The 26,602-nt window shown below is 74.0% G+C and carries 23 protein-coding genes; 17 read left to right on the top strand and 6 right to left on the bottom strand.

The features are described 5' to 3' along the window. Together HIR71_RS03765 and HIR71_RS03760 are read left to right on the top strand one after the other, a co-directional pair. Nucleotides 1-172: ATP-binding protein (locus HIR71_RS03765; RefSeq protein WP_169323556.1), on the top strand; the 172-nt coding region annotated here is incomplete at its 5' end. A 505-nt stretch (nucleotides 173-677) separates the two neighbouring features. Next, nucleotides 678-1,550, top strand: a complete 873-nt coding sequence (locus HIR71_RS03760; RefSeq protein ID WP_249051556.1) for a VOC family protein — start codon at nucleotides 678-680, stop codon at nucleotides 1,548-1,550. 2 nt (nucleotides 1,551-1,552) lie between these two features. Here the strand turns inward: HIR71_RS03760 and HIR71_RS03755 are convergent, their stop codons facing one another. Both HIR71_RS03755 and HIR71_RS03750 read right to left on the bottom strand, forming a co-directional pair. Then, a complete protein-coding gene (locus HIR71_RS03755) occupies nucleotides 1,553-3,076 on the bottom strand; it encodes a CYTH and CHAD domain-containing protein (RefSeq protein ID WP_169323552.1) in 1,524 nt (507 codons plus the stop codon). Nucleotides 3,077-3,082: 6 nt separating this feature from the next. Next, nucleotides 3,083-4,138 (bottom strand): glutathione S-transferase family protein, encoded by a 1,056-nt coding sequence (locus HIR71_RS03750; protein WP_169323550.1) that lies wholly within the window; start codon nucleotides 4,136-4,138, stop codon nucleotides 3,083-3,085. 181 nt (nucleotides 4,139-4,319) lie between these two features. Here HIR71_RS03750 and HIR71_RS03745 point away from each other — a divergent pair, with 181 nt between their 5' ends. From HIR71_RS03745 to holA, 10 genes are all read left to right on the top strand, one after another. Next, on the top strand, nucleotides 4,320-5,252 hold the full coding sequence (locus HIR71_RS03745) for an EamA family transporter (protein WP_169323549.1): 933 nt from the start codon (nucleotides 4,320-4,322) through the stop codon (nucleotides 5,250-5,252). A gap of 109 nt (nucleotides 5,253-5,361) precedes the next feature. Beyond that, nucleotides 5,362-6,144 (top strand): LLM class F420-dependent oxidoreductase, encoded by a 783-nt coding sequence (locus HIR71_RS03740; RefSeq protein ID WP_169323547.1) that lies wholly within the window; start codon nucleotides 5,362-5,364, stop codon nucleotides 6,142-6,144. A 46-nt stretch (nucleotides 6,145-6,190) separates the two neighbouring features. Beyond that, nucleotides 6,191-7,870: a metallophosphoesterase family protein gene (locus HIR71_RS03735; protein ID WP_169323544.1), complete on the top strand. Its 1,680-nt coding sequence runs from the start codon at nucleotides 6,191-6,193 to the stop codon at nucleotides 7,868-7,870. Nucleotides 7,871-7,997: 127 nt separating this feature from the next. Continuing rightward, nucleotides 7,998-8,705 (top strand): metal-dependent transcriptional regulator, encoded by a 708-nt coding sequence (locus HIR71_RS03730; protein WP_311836063.1) that lies wholly within the window; start codon nucleotides 7,998-8,000, stop codon nucleotides 8,703-8,705. 171 nt (nucleotides 8,706-8,876) lie between these two features. Then, nucleotides 8,877-9,977, top strand: coding sequence for a fatty acid desaturase family protein (locus HIR71_RS03725; protein WP_311836062.1), 1,101 nt, complete (start codon nucleotides 8,877-8,879; stop codon nucleotides 9,975-9,977). Between the two features lie 32 nt (nucleotides 9,978-10,009). Further along, on the top strand, nucleotides 10,010-12,979 hold the full coding sequence (gene leuS / locus HIR71_RS03720) for a leucine--tRNA ligase (RefSeq protein WP_396030928.1): 2,970 nt from the start codon (nucleotides 10,010-10,012) through the stop codon (nucleotides 12,977-12,979). Next, nucleotides 12,976-13,947 carry a DegV family protein gene (locus HIR71_RS03715; RefSeq protein WP_311836068.1) on the top strand — a complete coding sequence of 324 codons (972 nt, stop codon included), beginning with the start codon at nucleotides 12,976-12,978 and terminating at the stop codon, nucleotides 13,945-13,947. The genes leuS and HIR71_RS03715 overlap by 4 nt, the downstream gene beginning before the upstream one ends. 128 nt (nucleotides 13,948-14,075) lie before the next feature. Further along, nucleotides 14,076-15,359, top strand: coding sequence for a ComEA family DNA-binding protein (locus HIR71_RS16690; protein WP_249051526.1), 1,284 nt, complete (start codon nucleotides 14,076-14,078; stop codon nucleotides 15,357-15,359). Nucleotides 15,360-15,390: 31 nt separating this feature from the next. After that, nucleotides 15,391-16,995, top strand: a complete 1,605-nt coding sequence (locus HIR71_RS16685) for a ComEC/Rec2 family competence protein (RefSeq protein WP_169323540.1) — start codon at nucleotides 15,391-15,393, stop codon at nucleotides 16,993-16,995. 133 nt (nucleotides 16,996-17,128) lie between these two features. Beyond that, nucleotides 17,129-18,181 (top strand): DNA polymerase III subunit delta, encoded by a 1,053-nt coding sequence (holA, locus tag HIR71_RS03700; RefSeq protein ID WP_396030925.1) that lies wholly within the window; start codon nucleotides 17,129-17,131, stop codon nucleotides 18,179-18,181. Between the two features lie 11 nt (nucleotides 18,182-18,192). Here holA and HIR71_RS03695 read toward each other — a convergent pair whose 3' ends face one another. Then, nucleotides 18,193-18,915, bottom strand: a complete 723-nt coding sequence (locus HIR71_RS03695; RefSeq protein WP_249051525.1) for an EAL and HDOD domain-containing protein — start codon at nucleotides 18,913-18,915, stop codon at nucleotides 18,193-18,195. A 236-nt stretch (nucleotides 18,916-19,151) separates the two neighbouring features. Between HIR71_RS03695 and HIR71_RS03690 the strand changes: the two genes are divergently transcribed. Further along, on the top strand, nucleotides 19,152-19,292 hold the full coding sequence (locus tag HIR71_RS03690) for a hypothetical protein (protein WP_169323534.1): 141 nt from the start codon (nucleotides 19,152-19,154) through the stop codon (nucleotides 19,290-19,292). Between the two features lie 163 nt (nucleotides 19,293-19,455). After that, a complete protein-coding gene (locus HIR71_RS03685; RefSeq protein ID WP_169323532.1) occupies nucleotides 19,456-20,790 on the top strand; it encodes a helix-turn-helix domain-containing protein in 1,335 nt (444 codons plus the stop codon). A 132-nt stretch (nucleotides 20,791-20,922) separates the two neighbouring features. On the opposite strand, the gene rpsT is transcribed toward HIR71_RS03685, so the two are convergent. Beyond that, nucleotides 20,923-21,183, bottom strand: coding sequence for a 30S ribosomal protein S20 (rpsT, locus tag HIR71_RS16680; protein WP_169323530.1), 261 nt, complete (start codon nucleotides 21,181-21,183; stop codon nucleotides 20,923-20,925). 159 nt (nucleotides 21,184-21,342) lie between these two features. Here rpsT and HIR71_RS17120 point away from each other — a divergent pair, with 159 nt between their 5' ends. The 3 genes from HIR71_RS17120 to hemW all read left to right on the top strand — a co-directional run bounded on the left by HIR71_RS17120 (nucleotide 21,343) and on the right by hemW (nucleotide 24,676). Further along, on the top strand, nucleotides 21,343-21,477 hold the full coding sequence (locus HIR71_RS17120; protein ID WP_282959226.1) for a hypothetical protein: 135 nt from the start codon (nucleotides 21,343-21,345) through the stop codon (nucleotides 21,475-21,477). Between the two features lie 82 nt (nucleotides 21,478-21,559). Continuing rightward, the gene (gene lepA / locus HIR71_RS03675; RefSeq protein WP_311836061.1) at nucleotides 21,560-23,425 is read left to right on the top strand and encodes a translation elongation factor 4; all 1,866 of its coding nucleotides are present in this window, start codon (nucleotides 21,560-21,562) and stop codon (nucleotides 23,423-23,425) included. A 9-nt stretch (nucleotides 23,426-23,434) separates the two neighbouring features. Then, on the top strand, nucleotides 23,435-24,676 hold the full coding sequence (hemW, locus tag HIR71_RS03670; RefSeq protein ID WP_169323528.1) for a radical SAM family heme chaperone HemW: 1,242 nt from the start codon (nucleotides 23,435-23,437) through the stop codon (nucleotides 24,674-24,676). Between the two features lie 107 nt (nucleotides 24,677-24,783). Here hemW and HIR71_RS17355 read toward each other — a convergent pair whose 3' ends face one another. After that, nucleotides 24,784-25,569 carry a magnetosome magnetite crystal formation protein family gene (locus tag HIR71_RS17355; RefSeq protein WP_169323526.1) on the bottom strand — a complete coding sequence of 262 codons (786 nt, stop codon included), beginning with the start codon at nucleotides 25,567-25,569 and terminating at the stop codon, nucleotides 24,784-24,786. 20 nt (nucleotides 25,570-25,589) lie between these two features. After that, nucleotides 25,590-26,462 carry a DUF3097 domain-containing protein gene (locus tag HIR71_RS03660; RefSeq protein ID WP_169323525.1) on the bottom strand — a complete coding sequence of 291 codons (873 nt, stop codon included), beginning with the start codon at nucleotides 26,460-26,462 and terminating at the stop codon, nucleotides 25,590-25,592. Between the last annotated feature and the right edge of the window lie 140 nt (nucleotides 26,463-26,602).

Here is a 26,602-nt window from a genome sequence, read left to right as displayed (position 1 = left end):
CATGCCCTTCGGCCGCTGGGGCGAGATCTTCGCCGACGACATCGTCGCCGCCGCCATGATCGACCGCCTCGTCCACCACGCCGAGGTCCTGACCCTGACCGGCGAGTCCTACCGCACCCGCACCCGCACCCGCCGAGACCTACTCACCACCACACCGGCCAGCACACGCTGACCGGCACGAACCACACCAACGGGGTCAATTTTCGCCCGACGCCAGGGGGTCAATTTTCGGCCGACGTTGACAGACCCGGCATGGCACGAGATGACGCTCGAGCAGGCGCAGCAGAACGGCCGCGGCGTCCTGTCGTAGCTTCCGCGCCGCTATGACGGGCGTTCGCCGGCGGGATAGGGGAGCCTGCCCGCACCGGGACCGGCGCAGCGCGCCGGCTCGAGGCCGGGTGGGCTGCGTCACTCGCCCCACCCGGCACGGTGCTGCTCTTCGAGACGAACGACGGCGGCACGGTGGTCTGGGTCCGTGTCGGCGAGGCCGCGCCCGGTGTCCACCGGACCCGGGAATAGCCAGGAGGTGACAGAAGTTGAACGCTCAAGTACATTGGTGCGAGCAGACAACCCCGGAGGAAGCCATGACCGAGCACGCGACCCTCGCCACCACGGCGACCACGACCCAGCCGACCACGACCCCCGTCGGCCCCGACGTCATCGCCGCAGGGACGGAGATGGACGCCGTCACGCTTCGCGTCGGTGACCTCGACGGCATGACCGCCTACTACCGCGACACCCTGGCCCTCCAGGTCCTCGACACCCCCGCCCCTGCCGACGACGTCCTCGGGATCCCGTCGAGCGCGTCCGTGACGCTCGGCCGGGCCGGCACGCCGCTCGTCGTGCTGCGCCACACGCCGAACCTGCCCGTCCCCGGGCGCGGCGAGGCCGGGCTCTTCCACACCGCGATCCTCTTCGACGAGGAGCCGGCGCTCGCCGCCACGGTCGCCTCCATCGCGATGCAAGCGACCGGCACGTACACGGGCAGCGCCGACCACCTCGTCTCGAAGGCGTTCTACTTCACCGACCCCGAGGGAAACGGCATCGAGCTCTACTGGGACCGCAGCCGCGACCAGTGGGCCTGGGAGAACGGGTTCGTGAAGATGGACTCGCTGCGCCTCGACCCCAACGAGTACCTGCGTGAGCACGTCACGGACCAGGTCCTCGCCGAGGTCGGCGCCAAGCCGGCCGCCGTCGGCCACGTCCACCTCCAGGTCGGCGACGTCGAGGGCGCGCAGCGCTTCTACGTCGACACGCTCGGCTTCGAGGTGACCGCCACGTGGCCCGGGGCGCTGTTCGTCTCCGCGGGCGGGTACCACCACCACCTCGCGATGAACACCTGGAACAGCCGTGGCGCCGGTCCGCGGGCCTCGTCGCTCGGCCTCGGCGAGGTGTCGATCGTGGTCCCCACCGCCGACGACGTCGCCGCCCTCACCTCGCGCCTCACCCACGCGGGCGTCGCGGTGACCGACGACGGCGCGGCCCTGCGGTTCCAGGACCCGTGGCGCAACCTGCTCAAGGTGACCGCCGAGGGGACGACCGCAGCCTGAGCTCAGCGCATCCAGCGGCGGCGCTTCTTGGACCGGAGGGGATCCGCGACCTCGGCGACCCGCTGCTCGAGGCGCTGCGCGCGTGCCTCCTCGAGCGCGTGCAGCCGGCCGTAGGTGAAGGCGTTCTCACCGGCGAGGTGGGCCTCGATGCCGATCCGGCGCAGGTGGTCCCGGACGCCCACCGTGTCGTGGTGCTCGCCGAGCAGGTCCTGGACCGCCTCGGCCGCCTCGGCCGACCGTTCGGCGGCGCGACCCACGACCGGCGCGACGAGCTCGGCGGCGTACCGCGCGCGCTTGGCCGCCTTGCGCGACTCGTGCAGCGCGGCGTCGCGCACGCGCCCTGGCTCCGCCGCCTGGGCGGCGTCGAGCCGCTTGCCGAGCCGCCGGAACTCGTGGCGGACGAGCCGGGGGAGCAGCGTGGCGGCCGGGAGCTCGGCCATCGTCGAGAACGGCGGGTCGTCCACGAGCGCGTCGAGGGCGTCGAGCAGCCGGAGGTAGCGATCCGAGTCCATTGCCGCGAGCGCCTCGTCGTGCGCGGCGCGGTAGGCCTGGGCGCGGTCCTGGTCGAGCCGGGCAGCCACGGGGCCCAGGACCAGCTCGGCGGGCTGCTCGTGCACGAGGCCGGACAGGCGGCCGCGCTCCACCTCGGCATCCCGTGCCGCCCCGAGAACCCCGGTGAGCCACCGGACCTCCGCGCGCACGAGCTCGCTCCGCTCGCGGTCCAGGAGCGGCCGGAACGTCGTGAGCGCACTGCGCAGCCGGCGGGTCGTCACGCGCATCTGGTGCACGGCGTCGGGTTCGTCCCGGCGGACCGCGGGGTCGAGCTCGAGCAGGCGGTCGCGGTGCGCGCGCAGGCGTCCCTGGAGGACGGCGCCGGCGGACCCGGAGGCCGGGCGTGCGGCGTCGTCCGGCCCGTCGGCCGCCAGCCGGTCCCGCAGCGCGCGGCGCAGCTTGGACGACCACGCCGCCGTCGTCCCGTCCGCCGCCTCGAGCCGCGCGAGGGCCGCGCGCAGCAGCGGGCGGTCCCCGTCGACGAGCTCGACCTCCCACTCTCGCCACGCGTCGACGACGACGTCGCGCTCGCCCGGGGCCCGGGACGTCACCCGGTCGTCGGCCACCTCGGCGAGGACCTGGCCCTCGGCGTCGCGCAGGCGGTGCACGGTCCGTCGGGTGCGCAGCACGGCGACGGGCTCGAGCGCGGCGCCGCGCACGCGCGCGCGAATGGCTGCCGCGAGCGCCGGAGGGGGAGCGCCGTCGTCGTCCCCGAGCGGCGCCTGCAGCTCCGTCCGCTCGTCGCCCGCCGCGGGGAGCTTGACGTGCCAGCCCGCGTCCGGTCCGCCGGTGCGACGTCGCAGCGAAAGGCCAGCGCGCGTCAGGCGCAGGTCGGGCGTGTCGAGGTACACCGCCTCGAGCTCGATCTCCTCCGGCTCGTCGACCGACGCGACGCCCGGGAGCCCGGTCAGGTCGGGGAGCACAGCGGCGGCCGGCGCCTCGAGCTTCGTCTCGATCTCGCGGTGCGTGGCCATGCGCGCTCAGCCCGCCGACGGGAAGGCGGCCGCGGTGTGCTCGGGCGGGACGACCTCGTCGGGCCGCGGCGGGTCGGGCGGGGTCCCGTCGCCGAACGGCCGTCCGCCGAGCGTCTCGCGACCGTGCGGGCTCAGCCAGCCCGAGAGCTCGGGCCCGCGCGGGACGATCTGCGTGGGGTTCAGGTCGGTGTGGACGACGTAGTAGTGCTTCTTGATGTGGTCGAAGTCGATCGTGTCGCCGAAGCCGGGCGTCTGGAACAGGTCGCGCGCGTACGCCCAGAGCACGGGCATCTCGGTCAGCTTCTGCCGGTTGCACTTGAAGTGCCCGTGGTAGACGGCGTCGAACCGGACGAGCGTCGTGAACAGGCGGACGTCCGCCTCGGTGATCGTGTCGCCGACGAGGTAGCGCTGGTCGCGGAGGCGGTCCGAGAGGTCGTCCAGACGGGCGAAAAGCCGCGTGTAGGCCCGTTCGTAGGCCTCCTGCGACCCGGCGAAGCCGCACTTGTAGACGCCGTTGTTGACGTCCCGGAACACCAGCCGGTTCACCGCGTCGATCTCCGCGCGCAGGTGCTCGGGGTAGAGGTCGGGTGCGCCGTCGCGGTGGTGCGTGCGCCACTGCGTCGAGAGGTCGAGCGTCATCTGCGCGTAGTCGTTGGTGACGACCTGGCCGGTCGGCACGTCGACGATCGCCGGGACGGTGATGCCGCGCTCGTACCCCGGGAACCGGGCGAAGTAGGCGTCCTGGAGCCGCGGGATGCCGAGCACCGGGTCGACGCCGTCGGGGTCGAGGTCGAAGGTCCAGCTGCGCCGGTCGTGGGTCGGGCCGCAGATGCCCATCGAGAGGACCGGCTCGAGCCCGAGCAGCCGGCGGACGATCACCGCGCGGTTCGCCCAGGGGCAGGCGCGCGACACCACGAGGCGGTACCGGCCGGGCTCGACCGGGTACCCGTCGCGTCCGTCGGCGGTGACGCGGGTGGTGATGTAGTTCGTGTCCCGCCGGAAGGACTCGCCGGTGGTGACGTACGCGCCGGCCGTGTCGTACCCCTCGGTGCTGGTCGTCATCGCATCCTCGTCCACTCGTCCCACTCGGCCCACCCGTCCCCGCTCGTCCCCACTCGGCCCGCGCGACGCCGGACCGCCGCACGTCGACGTCCCGACCACCCTAGGCAGGATCCCGCAATCCGCGCCGTGCGGGGCGCGCGCCGTCCTTGTTCGTCCGGCGCCGGACCCCCACCATGGCCCGGTGCCTCTCCGCGACCGACTCCTCGCCGTCGTCGTCGCCGTGTGCTGGGGCCTGAACTTCCCCGCGACCGCCCTCGGCCTCGAGCACTTCCCCCCGCTCCTCATGGTGGCCCTGCGGTTCACGCTGCTCGCGATCCCGACGCTGCTGCTCGTGCCACGCCCCGACGTGCCGCTGCGGTGGCTGGTCGGGATGGGGCTCGGGATCGGCGTGCTGCAGTTCGGCTTCCTCTACCTGGGGATGGCCGCGGGGATGCCGGCCGGGCTGGCGTCGCTCGTGCTCCAGGCGTCCGCGCCGTTCACGGTCGTCCTCGCGGGCGTGTGGCTCGGGCAGCGCATCAGCCCACGGCAGACGGTCGGGATCGCGGTCGCGGTGCTCGGCCTCGTCGCCATCGCGGCCCACCGCGCCCAGGTGGCCGCGCTGCTGCCCGTCGTGCTGACCCTGTGCGGTGCGCTCGGCTGGGCCTTCGGCAACGTGTGCAGCGCCCAGGCGAGGACCTCCCACCCGCTGCGGCTGACCCTCTGGATGTCGGTGGTCCCGCCGCTGCCGATGTGGGCGATCTCGCTCGCGGTCGAGGGGCCGGACCGGGTGGGGGACGCGCTGCGCACGGCCCTGACGCGCGAGGCCCTGCCGTCGGTGCTGGGCCTGGTCTACGTCGTGGTCGTGGCGACGGTCGTGGGCTACGGGATCTGGACGACGCTCATGTCGCGCCACCCGTCCGGGGCCGTGGCCCCGTTCTCGATGCTCGTGCCGGTCACGGGCGTCGCTGCCTCGTGGGTCGCGTTCGGCGAGCGCATCGATCTCGTGGTGCTGGTCGCGGGTGCCGCGATCGTGGGCGGTGTGCTGTGGGCGAGCCGCCCGCAGCGCCCGCTCACGCTCCCGCCGGCGCGGGTGTCCGCGCCTCCCGGGGAGGTGGCCCGCTCAGCGAGCGGGTGACGGGGGTGGTCCCCGAACCCCGTGACGGCGTCCACCTGCGGCGTCGAGGTCGCCGCCGACGGGACGTCCCGGTGTGCCGGTGCCCGGCGTGGGTGCGAGGCTCGACCCCATGGGTGCCACACGTCGTCGTCCCCGCATCGGGGTCCAGCTCCAGCCGCAGCATGCCGAGTACGCGCAGATCCGCGACGCCGTCGCGCGCGCCGAGGACCTCGGGGTCGACATCGTCTTCAACTGGGACCACTTCTTCCCCCTGCTCGGGGACGCGGCCGGGAAGCACTTCGAGTGCTGGACGATGCTCGGAGCCTGGGCCGAGCAGACCTCGCGCGTCGAACTCGGCGCGCTGGTCACGTGCAACTCGTACCGGAACCCCGATCTGCTCGCGGACATGGCGCGCACGGTCGACCACATCTCGGGCGGACGCCTCGTGCTCGGCATCGGGGCCGGCTGGTTCGAGCGCGACTACGACAGGTTCGGGTACGAGTTCGGCACCGCGGGCTCGCGGATCGCCGCGCTCGGTGAGGCGCTGCCCCGCATCACGGCGCGATGGGCGCATGGCAACCCCGCACCCACGCGCGACATCCCGGTGCTGATCGGCGGGGGCGGCGAGCGCAAGACGCTGCGCGTCGTCGCCCAGCATGCCGACGTGTGGCACAGCTTCGGCGACGTCGACGTGCTCACGCGCAAGAGCGCGATCCTCGACGAGCACTGCGCCGCGGTCGGCCGCGATCCCGCCGAGATCGAACGGTCCGTCGCCGTCTCGCGCACGCCTGCCGAGGTGGCCGGGCCGCTCGTGGCGGCCGGCGCGACGCTCCTGACCGTGGGGGTCAGCGGGCCGGAGTACGACCTCGGGCTCGTGCGCGAGTGGGTCGGCTGGCGGGACGCGCAGGGCTGACCTCCCGGTTGGTACCACCGCGGCCGATGCGATTGGCTGGGCGGCCATGACCGACGGCCCTCGTGCGACCTCGCCGCGTGCGCGCCTGCGCACGCGGCTGCAGGGCGTGCGCTGGGGACGGCTCGTCGCGCTCGGGCTGCTCGCGCTCGCGGTCTCGCTCGTCTTCGGGCTCACGACGGCGTCGGTCCGGCTCGGGCTCGGCCCGCACGAGGCGCGCTACGACGTCACGACGGACGACACGATCACGCTCGACGTCGGCCCGCTCGGCACCCTCCAGATCGACTCGCCCCTGCCCCTGACGCTCGGAGCGCGCGTCACCGTCAAGGAGATCCCGGCCGACGTCCGCGCCGTCGACCCGGTCCGGACCCTCGCGGCCCTCAGCGGGGACCTCCAGGGGTACGTCCAGTTCTTCAGCGGGCCCGAGGCGACGATCGCCGACGCGACGCGCGCGCTGGTCACGAACGCCCTGCTGCGCACCGGTGGCGCCTTCGTCCTGCTCGTCGTCGCCGGGGTCGGGTCGAGCGCGCTGCTCGGCCCGACGCGCCGGAGCGAGCTGGCGACGGCGCTCGCCCCGCACCGACGCGCAGTGATCGGTGGCGGGCTGCTCGCGGTCGCCGTCGTCGTGACCACGGTGAGCAGCGTCGCCCCGAGCGAGCTCCGCCAGACCGGGCGGCCCGCGTCGAGCGTCTTCGACGGCACGCCGCTCGAGGGCGCCCGCATCACCGGTCGCCTCGCGGGCGTCATCGACACGTACGGCGGGCAGGTCGTCGAGGCGTACCAGGCGAGCCAGGCCTTCTACGAGGCCGCCGACGACGCACTCGTCGCGGCGTGGGAGGAGCGTGCGGAGGGGACCCGGGCGCGCGTGGCGGCGCAGGAACGCCTGCTCGTCCAGCCCGACGACGGGTCGACCCCGACCGAGACCGCCGACGTCGTCGAGCCGGTCGTGATGGTGCTGGTCAGCGACCTGCACTGCAACGTCGGGATGGCGCCGCTCATCCGCTCGCTCGCCGAGCTGTCGGGCGCCCAGCTCGTGCTCGACGCGGGTGACACGACCGTCAACGGCACCGCCGTCGAGCAGTACTGCGCGACGACGTTCGCGCGTGCGGTGCCCGAGGGCGCCACCATGGTCGCGGCCAACGGCAACCACGACTCGACCCAGACCGCCGCCCAGCAGCGCCGGGCCGGCGTGGTCGTCCTCGACGGCGAGGTCGTCACGGTCGCGGGCGTCCGCATCCTCGGGGACAGCGACCCCAACGAGACCCGCGTGGGGGGCGGCACCCGGCTGGGCGGTGAGGAGACGGTGGCGGAGGTCGGCGAGCGGCTCGCGGAGACCGCCTGCGACGACGGGGACGTCGACGTCCTTCTTACCCACCTGCCCCGGGTGGGCGACGCCGCGCTCGAGAGCGGCTGCGTCCCGGTGCAGCTCGCCGGGCACACGCACCGCCAGAGCGGTCCGGCGCCGGTAGGCGAGGGTCTGCGCCTCGTCAGCGGCAGCACGGCGGGCGCGACGGCAGGTGCGCCGACCGTGGGACCGCTCCGCGGGACCGCACACCTGACCGTGCTGCGGTTCGACCCGGCCGAGCGCCGGTTCGTCGACCACCAGCCGGTCGCCGTCCGGCCCGACGGCTCGGTCGCGATCGGCTACCCCGTCCCGTTCCCCCGTCCGGAGCCCGCGGAGGCGCCCGGCACGGGCGACGGCGGGACCAGGCCGAACCTCACGCGGTGAAGTTCGGCGTGCCGAGCGTCACCGCCGCGCTCGTGGTGCTCATGGTGCTCGTGGGACCATCGTCGTCGCCGGTGCCCGCCGGGCCGCGCGCGTCCGGCTGACCGCGACCGAGGCGTAGGAGGTGCGCGTGCCCCGCCCCGACCCCGCGGACCTGACCGCGGTGACCCAGGACTATCTCAAGGTCATCTGGACCGCGCGCGAGTGGTCCGACGACCCGGTGACGACCAAGATGCTCGCCGAGCGGCTCGGGGTAGGAGCGCCCACCGTCTCGGAGACCGTCCGCCGCCTGCGCGACCAGGGGCTGGTCGAGCACGCGCCCTACGGGCGCATCGAGCTCACGGCGGCGGGACGGGCCCACGCCGTGGCGATGGTTCGGCGGCACCGCCTGATCGAGACGTTCCTGGTGCAGGAGCTCGGCTACGGCTGGGACGAGGTGCACGACGAGGCCGAGGTGCTCGAGCACGCGGCGTCCGACCTGATGATCGAGCGGATCGACGCCCGGCTCGGCCGGCCGACCCGGGACCCGCACGGGGACCCGATCCCGACGGCGGACGGCCAGGTGCCCAGCCCGCCCGCGCGGCCGCTCGCCGAGGTGGGCCCGGGGGAGTGGGTCGTCGCCCGGGTCTCGGACGCCGATCCGGAGGTGCTGCGGTTCTGCGCAGCGGCGGGGATCGGGCTGGACGCCCGCGCCGTCGTGCTCGAGCGGGGGCCGAACCAGCCGGGGACGACCACGAGCGACGCAGTCCACGTCGTGATCGCGGGACACGCGCTCGCGCTGCCGGCGGCGGTGGCGGCCGCCGTGTGGGCCGTGCCCGGCCGCCGGTCGTCGCCGTGACGGGTGGCGTCGATGCATGGCCGGTCGGGCCGCGCAGACCGCTTGTACAAACGGGCTCGCGCCAATGTGCGCCCGACCGGCCCCGTCGTCACCTGGCCGTTACGCTCGCCGAGTTCACGACCGGACGTGCTGCCACGGCTCGCGTCACCACGAGCACTGAGGACGGCCCGCGTGACCACCGACACCACGACCCAGACCACGACCGATGGACCGCCCGGACGCGCTCGCGAGCGCCAGGTCAGCGACTTCACCGCGCTCGCCCGCACCGTCCAGGAGGCCGGGCTCATGCGGCGCCGGCACGGCTACTACTGGACCCGCTTCGCCGTGCTCACGGCTCTCCTCGGGGCCTTCGGCATCGCGATCGTGATGATCGGCGACTCGTGGTGGCAGCTCGCGGTCGCGGCCGGCCTCGCCCTCGTGCTCGGCCAGGTCATGTTCCTCGGCCACGACGCCGCGCACCGCCAGATCTTCGCGTCGGGGCGGTGGAACGACTGGTCCAGCCTCGTGATCGCGAACCTCTACGCCGGCATGAGCTACGGCTGGTGGAACCACAAGCACAGCCGCCACCACGCGAAGCCCAACCAGGTCAAGGCCGACCCTGACATCCCCACCGGTGTGCTCGTCTTCCAGACGGCCGACCTCGAGAAGCCGTTCACCGGCGTCCGCGCGTGGTTCGCGGCGCGCCAGGGCTGGCTGTTCTTCCCGCTCCTGCTCCTCGAGGGCCTGAACCTCCACGCCGCAGGCGTCGCGACCATCCTCGGCCGCGGCGAGATCAAGCGCCGCTGGGTCGAGCTGGCGTTGGTCAGCATCCGCCTCGTCGGCTACGTGGCGCTCGTGTTCTGGGCGATGCCGGTCGGGCTCGGGTTCGCGTTCCTCGGCGTGCAGCTCGCGCTCTTCGGCCTCTACATGGGCGCGGTCTTCGCCCCGAACCACAAGGGCATGCCGATCGTCCCGGCCAACTCGCGGATCGACTTCCTGCGGCGCCAGGTCCTCATGAGCCGCAACGTCCGGGGCGGGCGCCTCATGGACTGGTTCATGGGCGGGCTCAACTACCAGGTCGAGCACCACCTGTTCCCGAGCATGGCGCGGCCCCACCTGCGCCGGGTCCAGCCGATCGTCCGCGAGTTCTGCGAGAGCCGCGGCATCCTCTACACCGAGACGAGCCTGCTGCAGTCCTACGGGATCGTCGTGCGGTACCTGAACGAGGTCGGGCTCTCCGCGCGCGACCCGTTCCAGTGCCCGCTCACGGCGGAGTACCGCTCGGCGCGGTGAGCCGCTCGTCGGCCCGCCGGTAAACTCGCCCGGTGACGACCTCGCCCGACGCGCCCCTGACCACCTCCGGACCGGCTGCACCGTCCGAGCCGGCTGCGCAGCCGGAGCCGGGCGACTCCCCTCAGGCGGACGTCCGCTACCGGTACACGGCCGCGCTCGCCTCCGAGCTGGAGCAGCGTTGGCAGGACCGGTGGGACGAGCTCGGCACGTTCCACACGCCGAACCCGCGGGGCGCCCTCACGGACGCCCAGGGGCGCACGGCGGACGCCGCGTCGCCGTCGTTCTTCGTCATGGACATGTTCCCGTACCCCTCGGGAGCCGGGCTGCACGTGGGGCACCCGCTGGGGTACATCGCGACCGACGTCGTCGGCCGCTTCCGGCGGATGCGCGGCGACAACGTGCTGCACGCCCTGGGCTACGACGCCTTCGGCCTGCCCGCCGAGCAGTACGCGGTGCAGACGGGTCAGCACCCGCGCCTCACCACCGAGGCCAACATCGCGAACATGCGGCGGCAGCTGCGCCGGCTCGGCCTGGCGCACGACCCGCGGCGCACCTTCGCGACCACCGACCCTGGGTACGTGCGCTGGACGCAGTGGATCTTCCTGCAGCTGTTCGGCGCGTGGTACGACCCGCGGGCGGGCCGTCCCGACGGCGGGACCGGTCGTGCGCGGCCCGTCGCCGACCTCGTCGCCGCCTACGAGTCGGGCGAGCGTGCGACGCCCGACGGGCGCCCCTGGGACGCCCTCGACGCGGTCGAGCAGCGCCGCCTGGTCGACGCCGAGCGGCTGGCCTACGTGTCCGAGGCCCCGGTCAACTGGTGCCCGGGCCTGGGCACCGTCCTCGCGAACGAGGAGGTCACCGCGGACGGCCGCAGCGAGCGTGGCAACTTCCCGGTGTTCCAGCGCAGCCTGCGGCAGTGGAACATGCGCATCACGGCCTACGCCGACCGCCTGGTGGACGACCTCGAGCTCATCGACTGGCCGGAGAAGGTCAAGGCGATGCAGCGCAACTGGATCGGCCGGTCCGAGGGCGCGTTCGTCCGCTTCGGGGTCGAGGGCTTCAACGAGGTCGAGGTCTTCACCACCCGCCCGGACACGCTGTTCGGCGCGACGTTCATGGTGGTCTCGCCCGAGCACCCGCTGCTCGACGAGGTCCCCGCCGCATGGCCTGACGGGACCCGGAGCACCTGGACGGGCGGGCACGGAACCCCCGCTGAGGCCGTCGCCGCGTACCGGGCCGAGGCGGCCGCGAAGACGGCGGTCGAGCGCCAGGCGGACGCGGGCCGCAAGACCGGCGTCTTCACCGGGCACCTCGCCACCAACCCCGTCAACGGCGTGCCGATCCCCGTCTTCACGGCCGACTACGTCCTCATGGGCTACGGGACCGGCGCCATCATGGCCGTCCCGGGCGAGGACGAGCGCGACTGGGCGTTCGCCGCGGCGTTCGAGCTGCCCCACGTGCGGACGGTCCAGCCGCCCGAGGACTGGGCGGGGGGCGCGTGGACCGGCAGCGGCCCGATCATCAACTCCGCCAACGACGAGGTCGACCTCGACGGCCTGTCGGTGGACGAGGCCAAGGCGCGGATCGTCGCCTGGCTCGCGGACAAGGGTCTGGGCACCGCCACCACGACCTATCGCCTGCGCGACTGGCTGTTCAGCCGCCAGCGGTACTGGGGTGAGCCGTTCCCGATCGTCTACGACGAGCACGACCTGCCGATCGCGGTCCCCGACGCCCTGCTGCCGGTCGACCTGCCCGAGGTCCCGGACTACTCGCCGCGCACCTTCGCGCCCGACGACGCCACGTCGACGCCCGAGCCGCCGCTCGGTCGCAACGCGGACTGGGTCACCGTCACGCTCGACCTCGGTGACGGCCCCCGGCCCTACCGGCGAGACACCAACACGATGCCCAACTGGGCCGGGTCGTGCTGGTACTACCTTCGCTACCTCGACCCCGCCGACGCCGAGCACCTCGTCGACCCCGCGCTCGAGGCCTACTGGCTCGGACCGGACCACAACGCCACCGCCGGCGTGGCCGGGGGAGTCGACCTGTACGTCGGTGGCGTGGAGCACGCCGTCCTGCACCTGCTCTACGCCCGGTTCTGGCACAAGGCGCTGTACGACCTCGGTCACGTCTCGAGTCTCGAGCCGTTCCACCGCCTGTTCAACCAGGGCTACATCCAGGCGTACGCCTACACGCGCGAGGACAACGGCGCCTACGTCGAGGCGTCCACGGTGACCGAGCGCCCCGACGCTCCCGGTGAGCTCGTCGCGCTGGTGGACGGCGAGGCCGTCCCGGTCCAGCAGGAGTACGGGAAGATGGGGAAGTCCCTCAAGAACGTCGTCACGCCCGACGACATGTACGAGGCCTACGGCGCGGACACGTTCCGGGTCTACGAGATGTCGATGGGACCGCTCGACCAGTCGCGTCCCTGGGACACGCGCGCCGTCGTCGGCTCCCAGCGCTTCCTCCAGCGGCTGTGGCGCAACGTGGTCGACGAGGCGACGGGGGACGTCGTCGTGACCGACGACGAGCCGACGCTCGAGACGCTCCGTGTCCTGCACCGGACGATCGCGGACGTGACGACGGAGATGGAGGCGATGCGGCTCAACACCGCGATCGCCAGGCTCATCGTGCTCAACAACCACCTGACGTCGCTGCCGGCGGTGCCACGCACCGTCGTCGAGCCGCTGATCCTCATGACGGCCCCGGTGGCCCCGCACGTCGCGGAGGAGCTGTGGGCGCGACTCGGGCACCCCACGTCGCTCGCCCATGCGGCGTTCCCGGTGGCTGACGAGCGCTACCTCGTCGAGGAGACCGTGACCTGCGTGCTGCAGGTCCAGGGCAAGGTGCGGGGCCGGGTCGAGGTGCCGCCGTCGATCGACGACGGCGCGCTGCGCGAGCTGGCCCTGGCCGACGCGGCGGTGCAGCGTGCGCTCGACGGACGCGGCGTGCGCACGGTCGTGGTCCGGGCGCCGAAGCTCGTCAACGTGGTGCCCAGCTGACCCCCGGGCTGCTCGACCGCCTCCGCCCGCCCGCACGCCCGGCGCGGGTCGCGCTCGTCACCGACTCGACCGCGTCGTTGCCGCCGGGCCTCGCGGAGCGGTGGGGGATCACGGTCGTCCCGCTCGGCGTGACGCTCGACGGCGCGGAGCGCCACGAGGGGGTCGACCTCCGACCGGCCGACCTGCTCGCCGTGCTGACCGCAGGCAGACGCGTGACGACCTCGCAGCCGCCGCCGGCCGCGTTCGCCCGGGCCTACGCGCAGGCTGCCGCTCGCGGCGCCCGCGAGATCGTGTCGGTGCACCTCTCGGGAGACCTCTCGGGGACGGTCCGGTCCGCCCAGGTCGGTGCGCTCGCCGCACCCGTGCCGGTGCACGTCGTCGACGCCCGGTCGGTCGGGATGGGGCTCGGGTTCGCGGTGGTCGCCGCGGCCGAGGTGGTGGCCGACCCGCGCGCGAGTGCAGCGGGCGTCGACCCGGTCGTCGGCGGGCGCGGGGGCGGCCGTGGCACGTTGTTCGAGCGACTTCCCCCGGCGGACGGCGCCACCGTGGCGGAGCGAGCGCGCCGAGTGGCGGCAGGGAGCTCGGTCACGTTCCTGGTCGACTCGCTGGACCACCTGCGGCGCGGCGGGCGGCTCGGGGCGGGGGCTGCCGCGCTGGGCACCGTGCTGGGACTGCGGCCGCTCCTGGGAGTGCGCGGCGGTCGCGTCGAGGTGCTCGAGAAGGTGCGCACGCGGCGCGCGGCGCGCGAGCGGCTCGAGGCGCTCGTGCTCGCCGACGTCGCAGCGCGGGGGCTCGGTCGGGTCGCCGTCCACCACCTCGGCCAGCCCGACGTCGCGGCCCAGGTGGGCGACCGCCTCCAGCGGGCGCTCGGCGCGGCCGTGGAGGACGTCGTCGTGTCGGAGGCCAGCGCGGTCATCGCGGCGCACGCGGGGCCCGGGCTGCTGGCCGTGGTCGTCGCCCCGCGCTGACGGCTCCGCTCGGGAGCGAGCGGGTGCAGGCACCCCGGGCGGCTCCCCAGACGTCGTCGGCGGGCCGCTGTCCCCAGCGGTCGGCCGTGCGGGTCGGACGCCGGCGACCACGTGCCTAGCGTGCCGTCATGCCGGGTGCGCGGGGTGTCGACGAGCAGGCTGCGCGCGACCGGCTGCACGTCCTCGCGGTCCAGGCGGACGGCGGGCGGGCGGGCCCGCGACGCGTCGCCGTGACGGGCGCGTCGTCGTCGTCGAGCGCGTCGTCGTCGTCGAGCGTGTCGTCGTCGAGCGTGTCGCCGACGGAGCCGGCTCGCATGCCGACCGGCGCGGCTCGCGTGGTCGGCGCCGAGGGCGGGCGGACGGACGACGCCCTCCGTCCCGCCTCGCCCGAGGAGGCGCGTGGGTGGACCCCGCGGCCGCCGGCCGGGCGGGACGGCGCAGCCGGACCGAGCGAGCGCGACCTCGCGCGCGCGCCGACCCGCACGGCCGCGGGCACCGGAGGGGGGGACGGCCCCGACGCAGGCGACGAGGACCGCAGCGGCACCGCCGACGACGACGTCCGGGATGTCGTGCGACGTATGCGCGCAGGCGCCATGGCGGCCGCGACGGCGGGCTACGCGGCGGTCCACGGGCACCCGCTCGAGCACCCCGGCCCCGAGGCGCCGACCGGTCCCGCGCGCTGGGTCCTGAGCCTCCGGCTCGCCGTCGTCGCCGGGATCGCGCTCGTCGTCCTGGGCGCCGGGATCGCGGTCAGGAGCCTCCTCGGGTCACCCGGCGCACCCGTGGCGGTGCCGGACCGTCCGGTCGAGACGCTGGCCGTCACCGGCCGCGACGCACCTCCCGGGGCGGTCGGGGATGCGTCGTCCGGGGCACCGTCGGCCGGCGCAGCTGGTGCGGCGGGGGCCGCCGACGGCGTCGGTGCGCGTGCCGGCGCGGACGCCGTCGGCGTGGTCGTCGTGCACGTGGTGGGCGAGGTCGTCGTCCCGGGCGTGGTGCGGCTCCCGACCGGGTCGCGGGTCGCCGACGCGCTCACCGCCGCGGGCGGTACGACCGGAGGGGCGGACCTGACGGCGGTCAACCTGGCCCGCGTGCTCGTCGACGGCGAGCAGGTGGTCGTGCCTGCTCCCGGGCAGGCGGCTGAGGCAGGTGCGGGTCCTGCGGGTCCTGCCGGCCCTGCGGGCCCCGCGGGAAACGGCGACGCCGGCCGGGGCGGCTCACCCGCGCTCGTCGACCTCAACACCGCCGACCTCGCGCAGCTCGATGCTCTCCCCGGCATCGGACCGGTGCTGGCGCAACGCGTGCTCGACTGGAGGGACGCCCACGGCCGGTTCACCGACGTGGCCGAGCTCGGCGAGGTCAGCGGGATCGGCCCGACGCTCCTGGGACGCCTCCGACCGCTGGTCCGGGTCTGAGGTGCATCCTGAACGGCCGGACGTCCGGCTCGTGCCCGCCGCGCTGGCGACCTGGTGCACCGCGTTCCTCGTGGTGCTGGTCCCCGCCGGCACCGCGACGGCCATCGGGGGCGCGGCAACGCTCGCCGGCGGCGTCGTCGCCGCGACGGCTCTGCGCCGCCGCACGCCGGCCCGTGCTCCCACGGCGACCCGAACCGGGACCGCGACACGAACCGCGACCGCCCCCCGTGGCCGCCGGGCAGCGCTACGCGGCCAGGCCGTCCTCGTGCTGCTCGCCGCGGCCGCCACCGCCTTCACCGCCGCGGCCCAGCTGGGTCAGCGGGATGCCGGACTCCTCGGGAGGCTCGTCGAGGAGCGTGCCACCGTGAGCGTCGTCGGGACGGTGCGGTCCGAGCCGATGCCGCTCGCTGCGCCGAGCTGGTCCGCAGGCGGCGAGCGGTACCGGGTCGTCCTCACGGTCGAGCACGTCACGGGGCGCGGGCTCACCGGCGCGGCGGCCGGACGCGTGCTCGTGCTGGGGAACGCGCCATGGGCCGGGGCGTCCTACGGCGCCCGCGCGCAGGTGGCCGGACGGCTGCAGCCGGTCGACGACGGCGACCCCGTCGTGGCGCTCCTGATCGCGGGCGAGCTGCGCGTCGTCGAGCCCCCCGGGCCGATCGACCTCCGTGTCGGGCGGATCCGCCGTTCGCTGCTCGAGGCGAGCGACGACCTCTCGCCCGACGCCCGCGGGCTGGTGCCCGGGATCGCGGTCGGTGACACCAGCCGGATCCCTGACGACCTCGACGAGGCGATGCGGGTGACGGGTCTCACCCACCTCACCGCGGTCTCCGGTGCCCACTTCGCGATCGTGGCGGCGGTGGTGCTGGGGCTCACGGGGCTCGTCGGTCTGCCCCGGTCCGCACGGGCGGTGGTCGTCGCGGTCGTGATGGTCGGCTTCGTCCTGCTGGTCCACCCCGAGCCGAGCGTCGTGCGGGCCGCCGCGATGGGAGCCGTGGGGGTCGGCGGTCTGCTGCTGGGGCGCCCGGCGCGGGCGCTCCCGGCGTTGGCTGTCGCGGGCACCGTCCTTCTGCTGCTCGACCCGTGGCTCGCACGGAGCTACGGCTTCGTGCTGTCGGTCGTGGCGACCGCAGGGATCGTGGTGCTGACGGAGCCGCTCGCGCGCCGGCTCGGCGCCGTGCTCCCGCAGGCCGTCGCGTACGTCGTCGCGGTCCCACTGGCTGCGCAGCTCGCGTGCGCGCCGATCGTCGTCCTGCTCAGCGCAGGGCTGGCGAGCTATGCCGTCCCCGCCAACGTCGTGGCGGCCCCCGCTGTCGCGCCGGCGACCGTGGCGGGGGTGCTCGCGGCGCTCGTCGCCCCGTGGTGGCCCGCGGCGGGGACCGCCCTCGCCCACGTGGCCGGGGCGGCCACCTGGTGGATCAGCGGGGTCGCGCGGGTGGCTGCGGGGCTCCCGCTGGCGCGCCTGCCCTGGCCGGAAGGCCCCCCCGGGGCGGTCCTGCTCGCGGCGATCACGGTGCTGACGGGGGCCGCGGTCCTCGGGACCCCTGCGCTGTCGCGGGTCGGACCGGGAGGGCGCTGGCTTGCCGCGTGCTGCGCGGCCCTCGCAGCCGGCATCGCGGTGGCGTGGGCGTCGCGGTGAGCATTCGGAGGGGTGCCGGGTCGGTGTTCCGGGCTCGAGGGCATCCGGGTCCACCCGTGTGCGCCTGGGGCGACGGGGCGGGCCGGCGCGACGCGGATCGCTCGACGTGGGAAGCGCGTGGCACCCTGAGCGGGTGCCGTCCACCCCGAGCTCTCGAACGTCGTCCCGCTCTGCGCGCCCTGCTCGCGGGTCGTCGCGCGGTGGACCGACGCTCTCCTGGGACGAGGTCGAGCTCGCTCCCGTCGTGCTGGTCACCGGCACGGAGGGGCTGCTGGGGGAGCGGGCGGTGGCCGGACTGGTCGCGGCAGCCCGAGACCGTGATGCGGACGTCGAGGTGACCCGCCTCGAGGGGGCGGGTTACTCGGCCGGCGCACTGGGGATCGTCACGAGCCCGTCGCTCTTCGGCGAGGCGCGCGTCGTCGTGGTCGAGGGCGTCGAGCAGGCCACCGACGACCTGATGGCCGACGCGCTGGCGTACGTCGACGCGCCGGCGGACGACGTCGTGCTGGTGCTGCAGCACGGGGGCGGGCAGCGGGGCAAGAAGCTGCTCGACGCTGTCCGCGCCTCGGGCGCGCCGGTCGTGGTCTGCGAGCCGATCAAGAAGGACGCGGACAAGGTCGCGTTCGCCGCTGCCGAGCTGCGGCGTGCCGGCCGGCGCGCCGACGCCGAGGCGCTGCGCGCGCTCGTCGAGGCCGTCGGGTCCGACCTCCGCGAGCTCGCTGCGGCCTGCGCCCAGCTGGCAGCGGATGCACCCGCGGACTCGCGCGGGGTCATCGGACCCGCGGTGGTCGCGCGGTACTACGGCGGTCGCATCGAAGCGACCGGTTTCCGGGTGGCCGACGCCGCGATCGCCGGTCGGACCGGCGAGGCCGTGGCCCTGCTCCGTCACGCCCTCGCGACCGGGGGTGACCCCGTCCCGCTCGTCGCGACCCTCGCGGCCAAGCTCCGTGTCCTCGCCAAGGTCGCGGCGACGCGCGGCCGGCGGGGCGGCGCGGCGGACCTGGGGCTGGCGCCGTGGCAGGTCGATCGCGCGCTGAAGGACCTGTCGCGGTGGACGCCGGAGGGACTCGCCGAGGCGATCACCGCGGTCGCGCAGGCCGACGCCGAGGTCAAGGGGGCAGGTCGGGACCCCGTGTTCGCGGTGGAGCGGGCGGTGCTGCGGGTGGCCTCCGCGGCCGGGCGCTGAAGGCTCGTGGCTCAGCGGCCGCGCTGTGACGGCATCACGGCGGTGAGGTCGATCACCGTGGTGGCCTCGAGCGCATCGCCCTGGAACAGCTCGAACCCGTGGGCGCGGCACGAGTCGAGGAGCTCGTGGGACTCCACGAACTGCGCGACGAGCTGTGCTCCGTGCGACCGCGCGAGGTCGAGGAGCGGGCGGCCCTCCACGTCGAGGTCACGCGCGTCGATCTTCACGTAGTCGGCGCTCGGCAGGAGCCTGCGCTGGCTCGGCGCGCCCACGAAGTCGTCGATCGCGATCCTGAAGCCGAGCGCGCGCAGCCGTCGGACACCGGCCACGACCTCGTCGTCGGCCTGCGCGGAGTCGACGACCTCGATCACCAGCTGGTCCGGGTGGAACGGGACCGCGCCGTCGGCGACGAGGTAGGAGCGGGGGAAGTTCACGAAGACGCGGCGGTCACGTGCGACGGAGCTGACGCCCGGCCCGGCGAACGCCGCGCGGAGGACGCGGCGGGTCGCGTGGTCCTGCTGCTCGGCGCTCCGGCCCTCGGACACCTGCGCGGCGGTGCGGTCGTCCGACCGGTAGCAGAGCTCGTACCCGAACACGTCACCGCGCCCGGTGAAGATGCCCTGCCGACCGAGCAGCACCCGCTGGCCGAGCACGAACTCGTCCCACTCGCGCCGCAGACCCGGCGGGATGGCGGCATCAACGGCGGCCGCGAGGGCGGCGAGGTCGACTGTCATGCCATCCATGACAACACGTCGTTGCCCGCATGACAGCCCCCTTGCGGCGACCCGCCGGGTGACTCGCGAGAAATCACCCGTCCGGACGCAGCGGCACGGTAGGACCCAGCGCGCTGAACTGCGGGGACGCGCAAGGTCGCCGGACGACCCGGTCTTGACAAGCGACCGTGCGACGCGGAACCTTGCGTCAGCATGGCTGTGACTGAACGGTCATCCAACTCTGACAGGAGCTCTTCATGCGCCGTATGGTCAAGTCCGTCCTCGCCGTCGCCCTCGCCTCCGGTCTCGCCTTCGCCGCGTCGTTGCCCGCGGTCACGCCGAGCGAGGCCACGACGACCGTGGCGGGCGGCATCGGCTGCTGCCGCGGGTTCCAGTGACGCGAGAGGTCCTGACGGTGCATGCCGGCGGCCAGGAGGGGTCGCCCGGGTCGCGCGGCAGGGGGCGCAGCGAACTGGGTCGATCACCTCGACGACCGCCGGCGCGCAACTCATCTGCGGTTCGGCGCGATACACCCGGACGTCACAGCTACAGTGACTGCTCATGACCGACTTGGGTGACCGACTCCGGGCTCTGCGCGTCGCCGCAGGGCTGTCCCAGACCGCCCTCGCGGGTGACGCGTTCTCGCCGAGCTACGTCTCGTTGATCGAGGGCGGCCGGCGTGAGCCGACCGACGCGGCCCTGGCGGTGCTCGCCGCGCGCCTCGACACCACGACGGAGTACCTCCGTCATGGCGAGAGCGGGCCGAGCGAGTCGAAGGCGCGGCTCGAGATCGACTACGCGAAGCTCGCGCTGGAGACCGGCAAGGCCGTCGAGGCGCGTGACCGGATGCTGGCGCTCGACCTGGGCAGCATCTCCTCGACGCTCCACTCCGAGATCCTCATCACGCTCGCACGCGCCTACGAGGGCCTCGGCGAGCTGGAGGCGTCGATCGGCGTCCTGGAGCCGTTGCTCGCGCGCGCCCGTGGGCGCTCCCACCACCTGGATGCGGCGACGATCGCGACCGATCTCGTGATCTCGTACCTCCAGGCGGGTGACCTGCATCGGAGCATCGATCTCGGGGAGCAGGTGATCGCCGAGCTCGAGGACGCAGGACTGGCCGGCACGGACGAGCAGCTGCGTCTGGGCGCGACGATCCTGTGGCCCTACGTCGAGCGCGGCGACATGCTCTTCGCCACGCACCGAGCCGCGCAGCTGATCGAGCAGGCCGACGCGCTCGGCACGCCTCGGGGCCGCGGCAGCGTCTACTGGAACGCGGCGATGGTGGCGGAGCAGCGCCGTGACTACGCGCTGGCCCAGCGCTACACGTCGCGTGCGCTCGCCCTGATCGGCGAGAGCGGCTCGAGCCGCGACGTGGCCCGCCTCCGGCTGCACTACGCCTGGCTCCTCCTGCGTTCGGAGCCCAGCAGCCCCCGTGCGGCGCTCGACCAGCTCGAGATGGCCGGCCCGCAGCTCGGCTTCATCGGCTCCGAGGTGGACATCGCCTTCGCGGAGATCGAGAGCTCGCGTGCGTACCTCATGCTCGGGGACCTCGCGCGCGCCGAGGACTGCGCTCGGCGCGCGATCGAGCGGCTGGGTGACAACCCCCGGCTCGACACGTGCAGCGCGCACCTCGTGCTCGGCGATGCGCTCTTCGCGCGCGGCGACGAGCAGGGCGCCGCGCAGGCCTACCGGTGGGCGGCCGACATGCTCGGCATGATGGCGGCCGGCCGGCAGTCCGCAGCGGCCTGGCGCGCGCTCGGCGACCGGTTCCTCGCGCACGGAGACGTGGCCGAGGCCGCGCGGTCGTTCGACCGAGCGTTGCGCGAAGCCGGTCTGCGGCCGACGTCGGTGCCTGCGGCCGTGTTCGCCGGCCGGCACGGCGTGCGCGTGGACTGAGCGCACCGGATGCTGCGTATCTGAGCGTCCGGTGCGGGATCTCGGACAGACGAGAGAGGGCGTCCCACGGGGGACGCCCTCTCTCGTCATCGTGCAGGTGCGACCGCTGAACGGGACGCACCGGCGTGGCACTCAGAGGCTGTTGACGGCCTTCGCGAGCGCCGACTTCTTGTTGGCGGCCTGGTTGGCGTGGATGACGCCCTTGGAGACGGCCTTGTCGAGCTTCGTCGACGCGCTGACGAGGGCGAGCGAGGCGGCCTCCTTGTCTCCGCCCGCGACGGCCTCGCGGACCCGACGCACGTGCGTCTTGAACTCCGACTTGACGGCCTTGTTGCGCAGCCGGGCCTTCTCGTTGGTGCCGATGCGCTTGATCTGGGACTTGATGTTTGCCACGTGTGGACTCTCTTTGTGCGTTCGCGGAAGCGATCTGACAGGTCGTAGAGGGCTGCCCGGCTCCGGGACTGGGGCGTGGGGACACCCGCGGTGAGGAGCTGGGACTGTGCCCGCCGACCTGGGCGGACACGCAGGAGCCGATGCTACCAGGCTCGTGGCGTGACCAGCGAGACGTGGTCACGGGTGGCGGCGGCGAGCAGGCGGGCCACGGTGGGGTGCGTGCTCGGGGCACGGTGGCGCGGCGGCGGACCGGTCGGGCGGCAGCTCGACGAGCACCGGCGTGGGCGCGGGTGAGCGCGAGGGGGTGACGCCGTCGTCGGGCATGGGAGCATGGTGGTTCCCGCACCCCCACCCAGAACGTGGAGTCGTCCCCAGCGTGTCCCCGATCCCCAGCGCCGCGCAGAGCTCGCGCATCCAGCCGGCGGCGACCCCGCCCGAGCTCCTGCGGAACTTCTGCATCATCGCGCACATCGACCACGGCAAGTCGACGCTCGCGGACCGGATGCTCCAGCTCACGGGGGTCGTCGACGCGCGCGCCATGCGGGCGCAGTACCTCGACCGCATGGACATCGAGCGCGAGCGCGGGATCACGATCAAGTCGCAGGCCGTGCGGATGCCGTGGGAGCTCGACGGCACGCCGTACGCGCTCAACATGATCGACACACCCGGGCACGTCGACTTCACCTACGAGGTGTCCCGCTCGCTCGCCGCGTGCGAGGGTGCGGTGCTGCTGGTCGACGCCGCGCAGGGCATCGAGGCGCAGACGCTCGCGAACCTCTACCTGGCGCTCGAGAACGACCTGCAGGTCATCCCGGTGCTCAACAAGATCGACCTGCCGGCCGCACAGCCCGAGAAGTACGCCGAGGAGCTCGCGAAGCTCATCGGCGGCGAGCCCGAGGACTGCCTGCGGGTCTCGGGCAAGACGGGCGAGGGCGTGGTCGAGCTCCTCGACACGATCGTCGCGACCGTCCCGCAGCCGGTCGGCGACCCCACGGCACCGGCGCGGGCCATGATCTTCGACTCGGTGTACGACACGTACCGCGGCGTCGTGACCTACGTCCGGGTGGTCGACGGCGCGCTGTCGCCGCGGGAGAAGATCGTCATGATGTCGACGCGCGCGACGCACGAGCTGCTCGAGATCGGTGTCATCTCGCCCGAGCCGCTGCCCACGCACGGCCTCGGGGTCGGCGAGGTCGGGTACCTCATCACGGGCGTCAAGGACGTGCGGCAGTCCCGCGTCGGCGACACGGTCACCAACGCGCAGAAGCCGGCGGCCGAGTCGCTCGGCGCCTACCGGGACCCGCGTCCGATGGTCTTCTCAGGGCTCTACCCGATCGACGGCTCGGACTACCCGATCCTGCGCGACGCCCTCGACAGGCTGAAGCTCAACGACGCTGCTGTCGTGTACGAGCCGGAGACGTCCGTCGCGCTGGGCTTCGGGTTCCGGGTGGGCTTCCTCGGGCTGCTCCACCTCGAGATCGTGCGCGAGCGGCTCGAGCGCGAGTTCGACCTCGCGCTCATCTCGACGGCGCCGAACGTCGTCTACGAGGTGACCCTCGAGGACAAGAGCGTCGTGACGGTCACCAACCCGAGCGAGTTCCCGAGCGGCAAGATCGGCGAGGTCCGGGAGCCCGTCGTGCGCGCGACCATCCTCTGCCCGTCCGAGTTCATCGGCTCCGTGATGGAGCTCTGCCAGACCCGCCGTGGCGACCTCCTGGGCATGGACTACCTCTCCGAGGACCGGGTCGAGATGCGGTACACCTTGCCGCTCGCCGAGATCGTGTTCGACTTCTTCGACCAGCTCAAGTCCAAGACGCGCGGCTACGCCTCGCTCGACTACGAGCCCACGGGCGAGCAGGTCGCCGACCTCGTGAAGGTCGACATCCTGCTCCAGGGCGAGCAGGTCGACGCGTTCAGCGCGATCGTGCACAAGGACAAGGCGTACGCGTACGGCGTCATGATGACGGCGAAGCTCAAGGAGCTCATCCCGCGCCAGCAGTTCGAGGTCCCGATCCAGGCGGCCATCGGCGCGCGTGTCATCGCTCGCGAGACCATCCGGGCGATCCGCAAGGACGTGCTCGCCAAGTGCTACGGCGGGGACATCAGCCGCAAGCGCAAGCTGCTCGAGAAGCAGAAGGAGGGCAAGAAGCGCATGAAGACCATCGGCCGGGTCGACGTGCCGCAGGAGGCCTTCATCGCCGCGCTGTCGTCGGACTCGGAGTCCAAGGACAAGAAGAAGTAGACGGCGCCCATGGCACCGGCACTCCCGGACGGCGATCCCGCGCCCGACGACGGCGCGCTGCCCGACTCGGCGACGCGCGACGCCGCGAGCCGCGGCTTCGGGATCTACCTCCACGTCCCGTTCTGCACGGTGCGTTGCGGGTACTGCGACTTCAACACGTACACCGCGAGCGAGCTCGGCGGCGGCGCGAGCCAGCGCGCGTACGCCGACACCGCGCTGCGCGAGGTCGAGCTCGCGAGCCGCGTCCTGGCAGACGCCGGGATGCCGGCCCGGCCCGTCTCGACGGTCTTCGTGGGCGGTGGCACCCCGACGGTGCTGCCGGCCGACGACCTGGTGCGGATGCTCGACGGCGTCCGCGGCGCCTGGGGTCTTGCCCCGGGCGCCGAGGTCACGACCGAGGCGAACCCCGACTCGGTCACGCCGGAGTCCCTGGCCCGCCTCGCCGACGCGGGCTTCACGCGGGTCTCGTTCGGCATGCAGTCGGCCGTCCCGCACGTCCTCGCGACGCTCGAGCGGACCCACGACCCCCGACGCATCCCCGCCGTCGTGCGGTGGGCCCAGGACGCGGGGCTCGCGGTCTCGCTCGACCTGATCTACGGGACCCCGGGCGAGTCCGTCGACGACTGGCGCGCGAGCCTCGACGCGGTGCTCGCGACCGGCGTCGACCACGTCTCGGCGTACGGCCTCGTCGTCGAGCAGGGGACCAAGATGGCGGCCCAGGTGCGGCGCGGCGACCTGCCGCTCCCCGCCGAGGACGACCAGGCGCTCAAGTACGAGATCGCCGACGCCGCGCTCGGCGCGGCGGGCCTGCACTGGTACGAGGTGAGCAACTGGGCGCGCACGCCCGAGCAGGCCTGCCGCCACAACCTCGCCTACTGGCGCGGGCACGACTGGTGGGGGATCGGGCCCGGGGCGCACTCGCACGTGGGCGGGGTGCGGTGGTGGAACGTCAAGCATCCCCGCGCGTACGCCGCGCGCCTCGAGGCGGGGCTCAGCCCGGCCGCGGGCCGCGAGACGCTCGACCCGCAGGCGGTGCAGCTCGAGCGGGTGCTCCTCGGCGTCCGGCTGTCCGAGGGCCTGCCGCTCGACGCGGTGTCGCCCCGCGCGCGGCACGAGGTCGCGGGCCTGGTCGCGGACGGCCTGCTCGACGGGAGGGCGGCGCTCGGGGCCGACGGCGCGGCTGCGCGCGCACTGCTCACGCTCCGCGGGCGGCTGCTCGCCGACGCGGTCGTGCGCACCCTGACCGACTGAGGCCCGCGAAGTGTCAGAGCCTCGTGACCTGAGTCGGCCATGAGGCTCTGATCGTTCGTGCGGAGAATCCTGCGCACCGAGGCGAGGGCTCGGAGGTGGTTCGTGCCCTACTTGATGAACCGGTACGTCAGCGGGTAGCGGTAGCGCTCACCGCTGCTCGACCTCACCGCAGCGATGATGACGAAGATCAGGACCAGGACGCCGAACGGGAAGTAGAGGACCGTTCCAATGCCGAGCGTGATGACCGAGACGATGCCGATGACGATGCCCACGATCGTCATCGTGATCTGGAAGTTCAGCGACTCCTTGGACTGGTCCTCGACGAACGCGCCGCGCTCCCGGAAGACCAGCCAGACGATCAGCGGCGCGATGAAGCCGACCAGCAGGGTGCCGAGGTGCGACAGGAGCGACCACATGCGCTGGTCGGAGTCCGAGAGCGGCGCCCCCACGCCGTAGGCCGGCGGAGGGTAGGCGCCCTGGGGCGGAGGGTAGGCACCTTGCCCGGGCGGCGGGTACGCGCCCTGGGCCGGCGGCGGGTAGGCACCCTGGCTGGGCGGCGGTGGGTACGCGCCCTGCGGCGCGCCGTAGTCGTGCGTGGGCGGCGGCGGAGGGGTGCTGCCGCCGTAGCTCTGCGCGGACGGCGGGGGAGGCGGCGTGGCGCCGCTGCCCGGGGCCGGCTCGGGGGAGTCGGCGGGCCGGTCGTCCGGCGAGCCCTCGGGAGGCGTGGTGGTCACTTGATCAGCTCCAACGTGAACGGGTACGAGCAGCTCGACGAACGGGACGACCCTACCGAGGACGTGCGGCCCGATGTAGCCGATGAGCAGCACGAGCGTGAAGTTCGGGAGGCCGAGGATGCCCCCGAGGTGCGCGAGCCCCGCCCACCGGCGGCGCACGCTGCCGTCACGTCGCCGCGTCAGCCCGTGACGAAGTCGATGAGCTCCTCGACCCGGCCGAGCAGTGCCGGCTCGAGGTCCGCGTAGCTGCGCACGCTGCCGAGGATCCGCTGCCACGCGCGGGCCACGTCCGCCTGCTCGGCTGCGGGCCACCCCAGCTCGCGCAGGATGCCGAGCTTCCACTCCGTGCCGCGCTCGATCCTCGGCCACGCGTCGAGACCGATGCGCGCGGGCCGGACGGCCTGCCACACGTCGACGTACGGGTGCCCGAGCACGAGCACGGTCCCGGCCGGCGCGCTGCGCGTCGCCCCCTGCGAGATCCGGCTCTCCTTCGACCCCGGCACCAGGTGGTCGACCAGCACCCCCACGCGACGGTCCGCCGTCGGCCCGAACTCGCGCAAGGCGTCCACGAGGTTGTCGACGCCGTCGAGGAGCTCGACCACGACGCCCTCGACGCGCAGGTCGTCGCCCCAGACCTTCTCGACGAGCTCCGCGTCGTGCTTGCCCTCGACCCAGATCCGGCTGCCGCGGGCCACGCGCGCGCGGGCCCCGGCGACCGCCACCGAGCCCGACGCCGTCCGCGTGGGCCGGGCAGGCGCCGCAGGGCCGCGCGGCGGCAGCAGCTCGACCGGCGCGCCGTCGACCCAGAACCCCGGCCCCAGCGGGAACGTCCGGGTCGCGCCGCGCCGGTCCTCGAGCACCACGACGTGCATGCCGCCCGACTTCTCGACCCGGGTCACCGCGCCGACCCAGCCGGTCGTGACCTCCTCGACGACCAGGCCGGGCGACGCCTCGACCGGAGCCGACGACGGACGGCGAGGGCGGTGGCCGGCAAGACCCGCCGACGCCGCGGGGGAGAGGACGTCGCGTCCGTACCGATCGGTCTGGCTCACCGCGGCAGCCTAGGGCGAGGACGGCGGATCCCGACCGGCACGCGCCGCACCGGGACCGAGGAAGTCGTCATCTCGGGGCGCGCGATGCCGATGGGCCCCGCGGGAGTGCCCGGCGCCGGCCGGCATCGTGCGACGAAGGG

This window comes from Cellulomonas fimi (genome assembly GCF_012952065.1).
Taxonomy (GTDB): Bacteria; Actinomycetota; Actinomycetes; order Actinomycetales; family Cellulomonadaceae; genus Pengzhenrongella; species Pengzhenrongella fimi_A.
The sequence above is the reverse complement of the archived record's forward strand: the minus strand, read 5'-3'. Positions and strand labels throughout refer to the sequence as shown.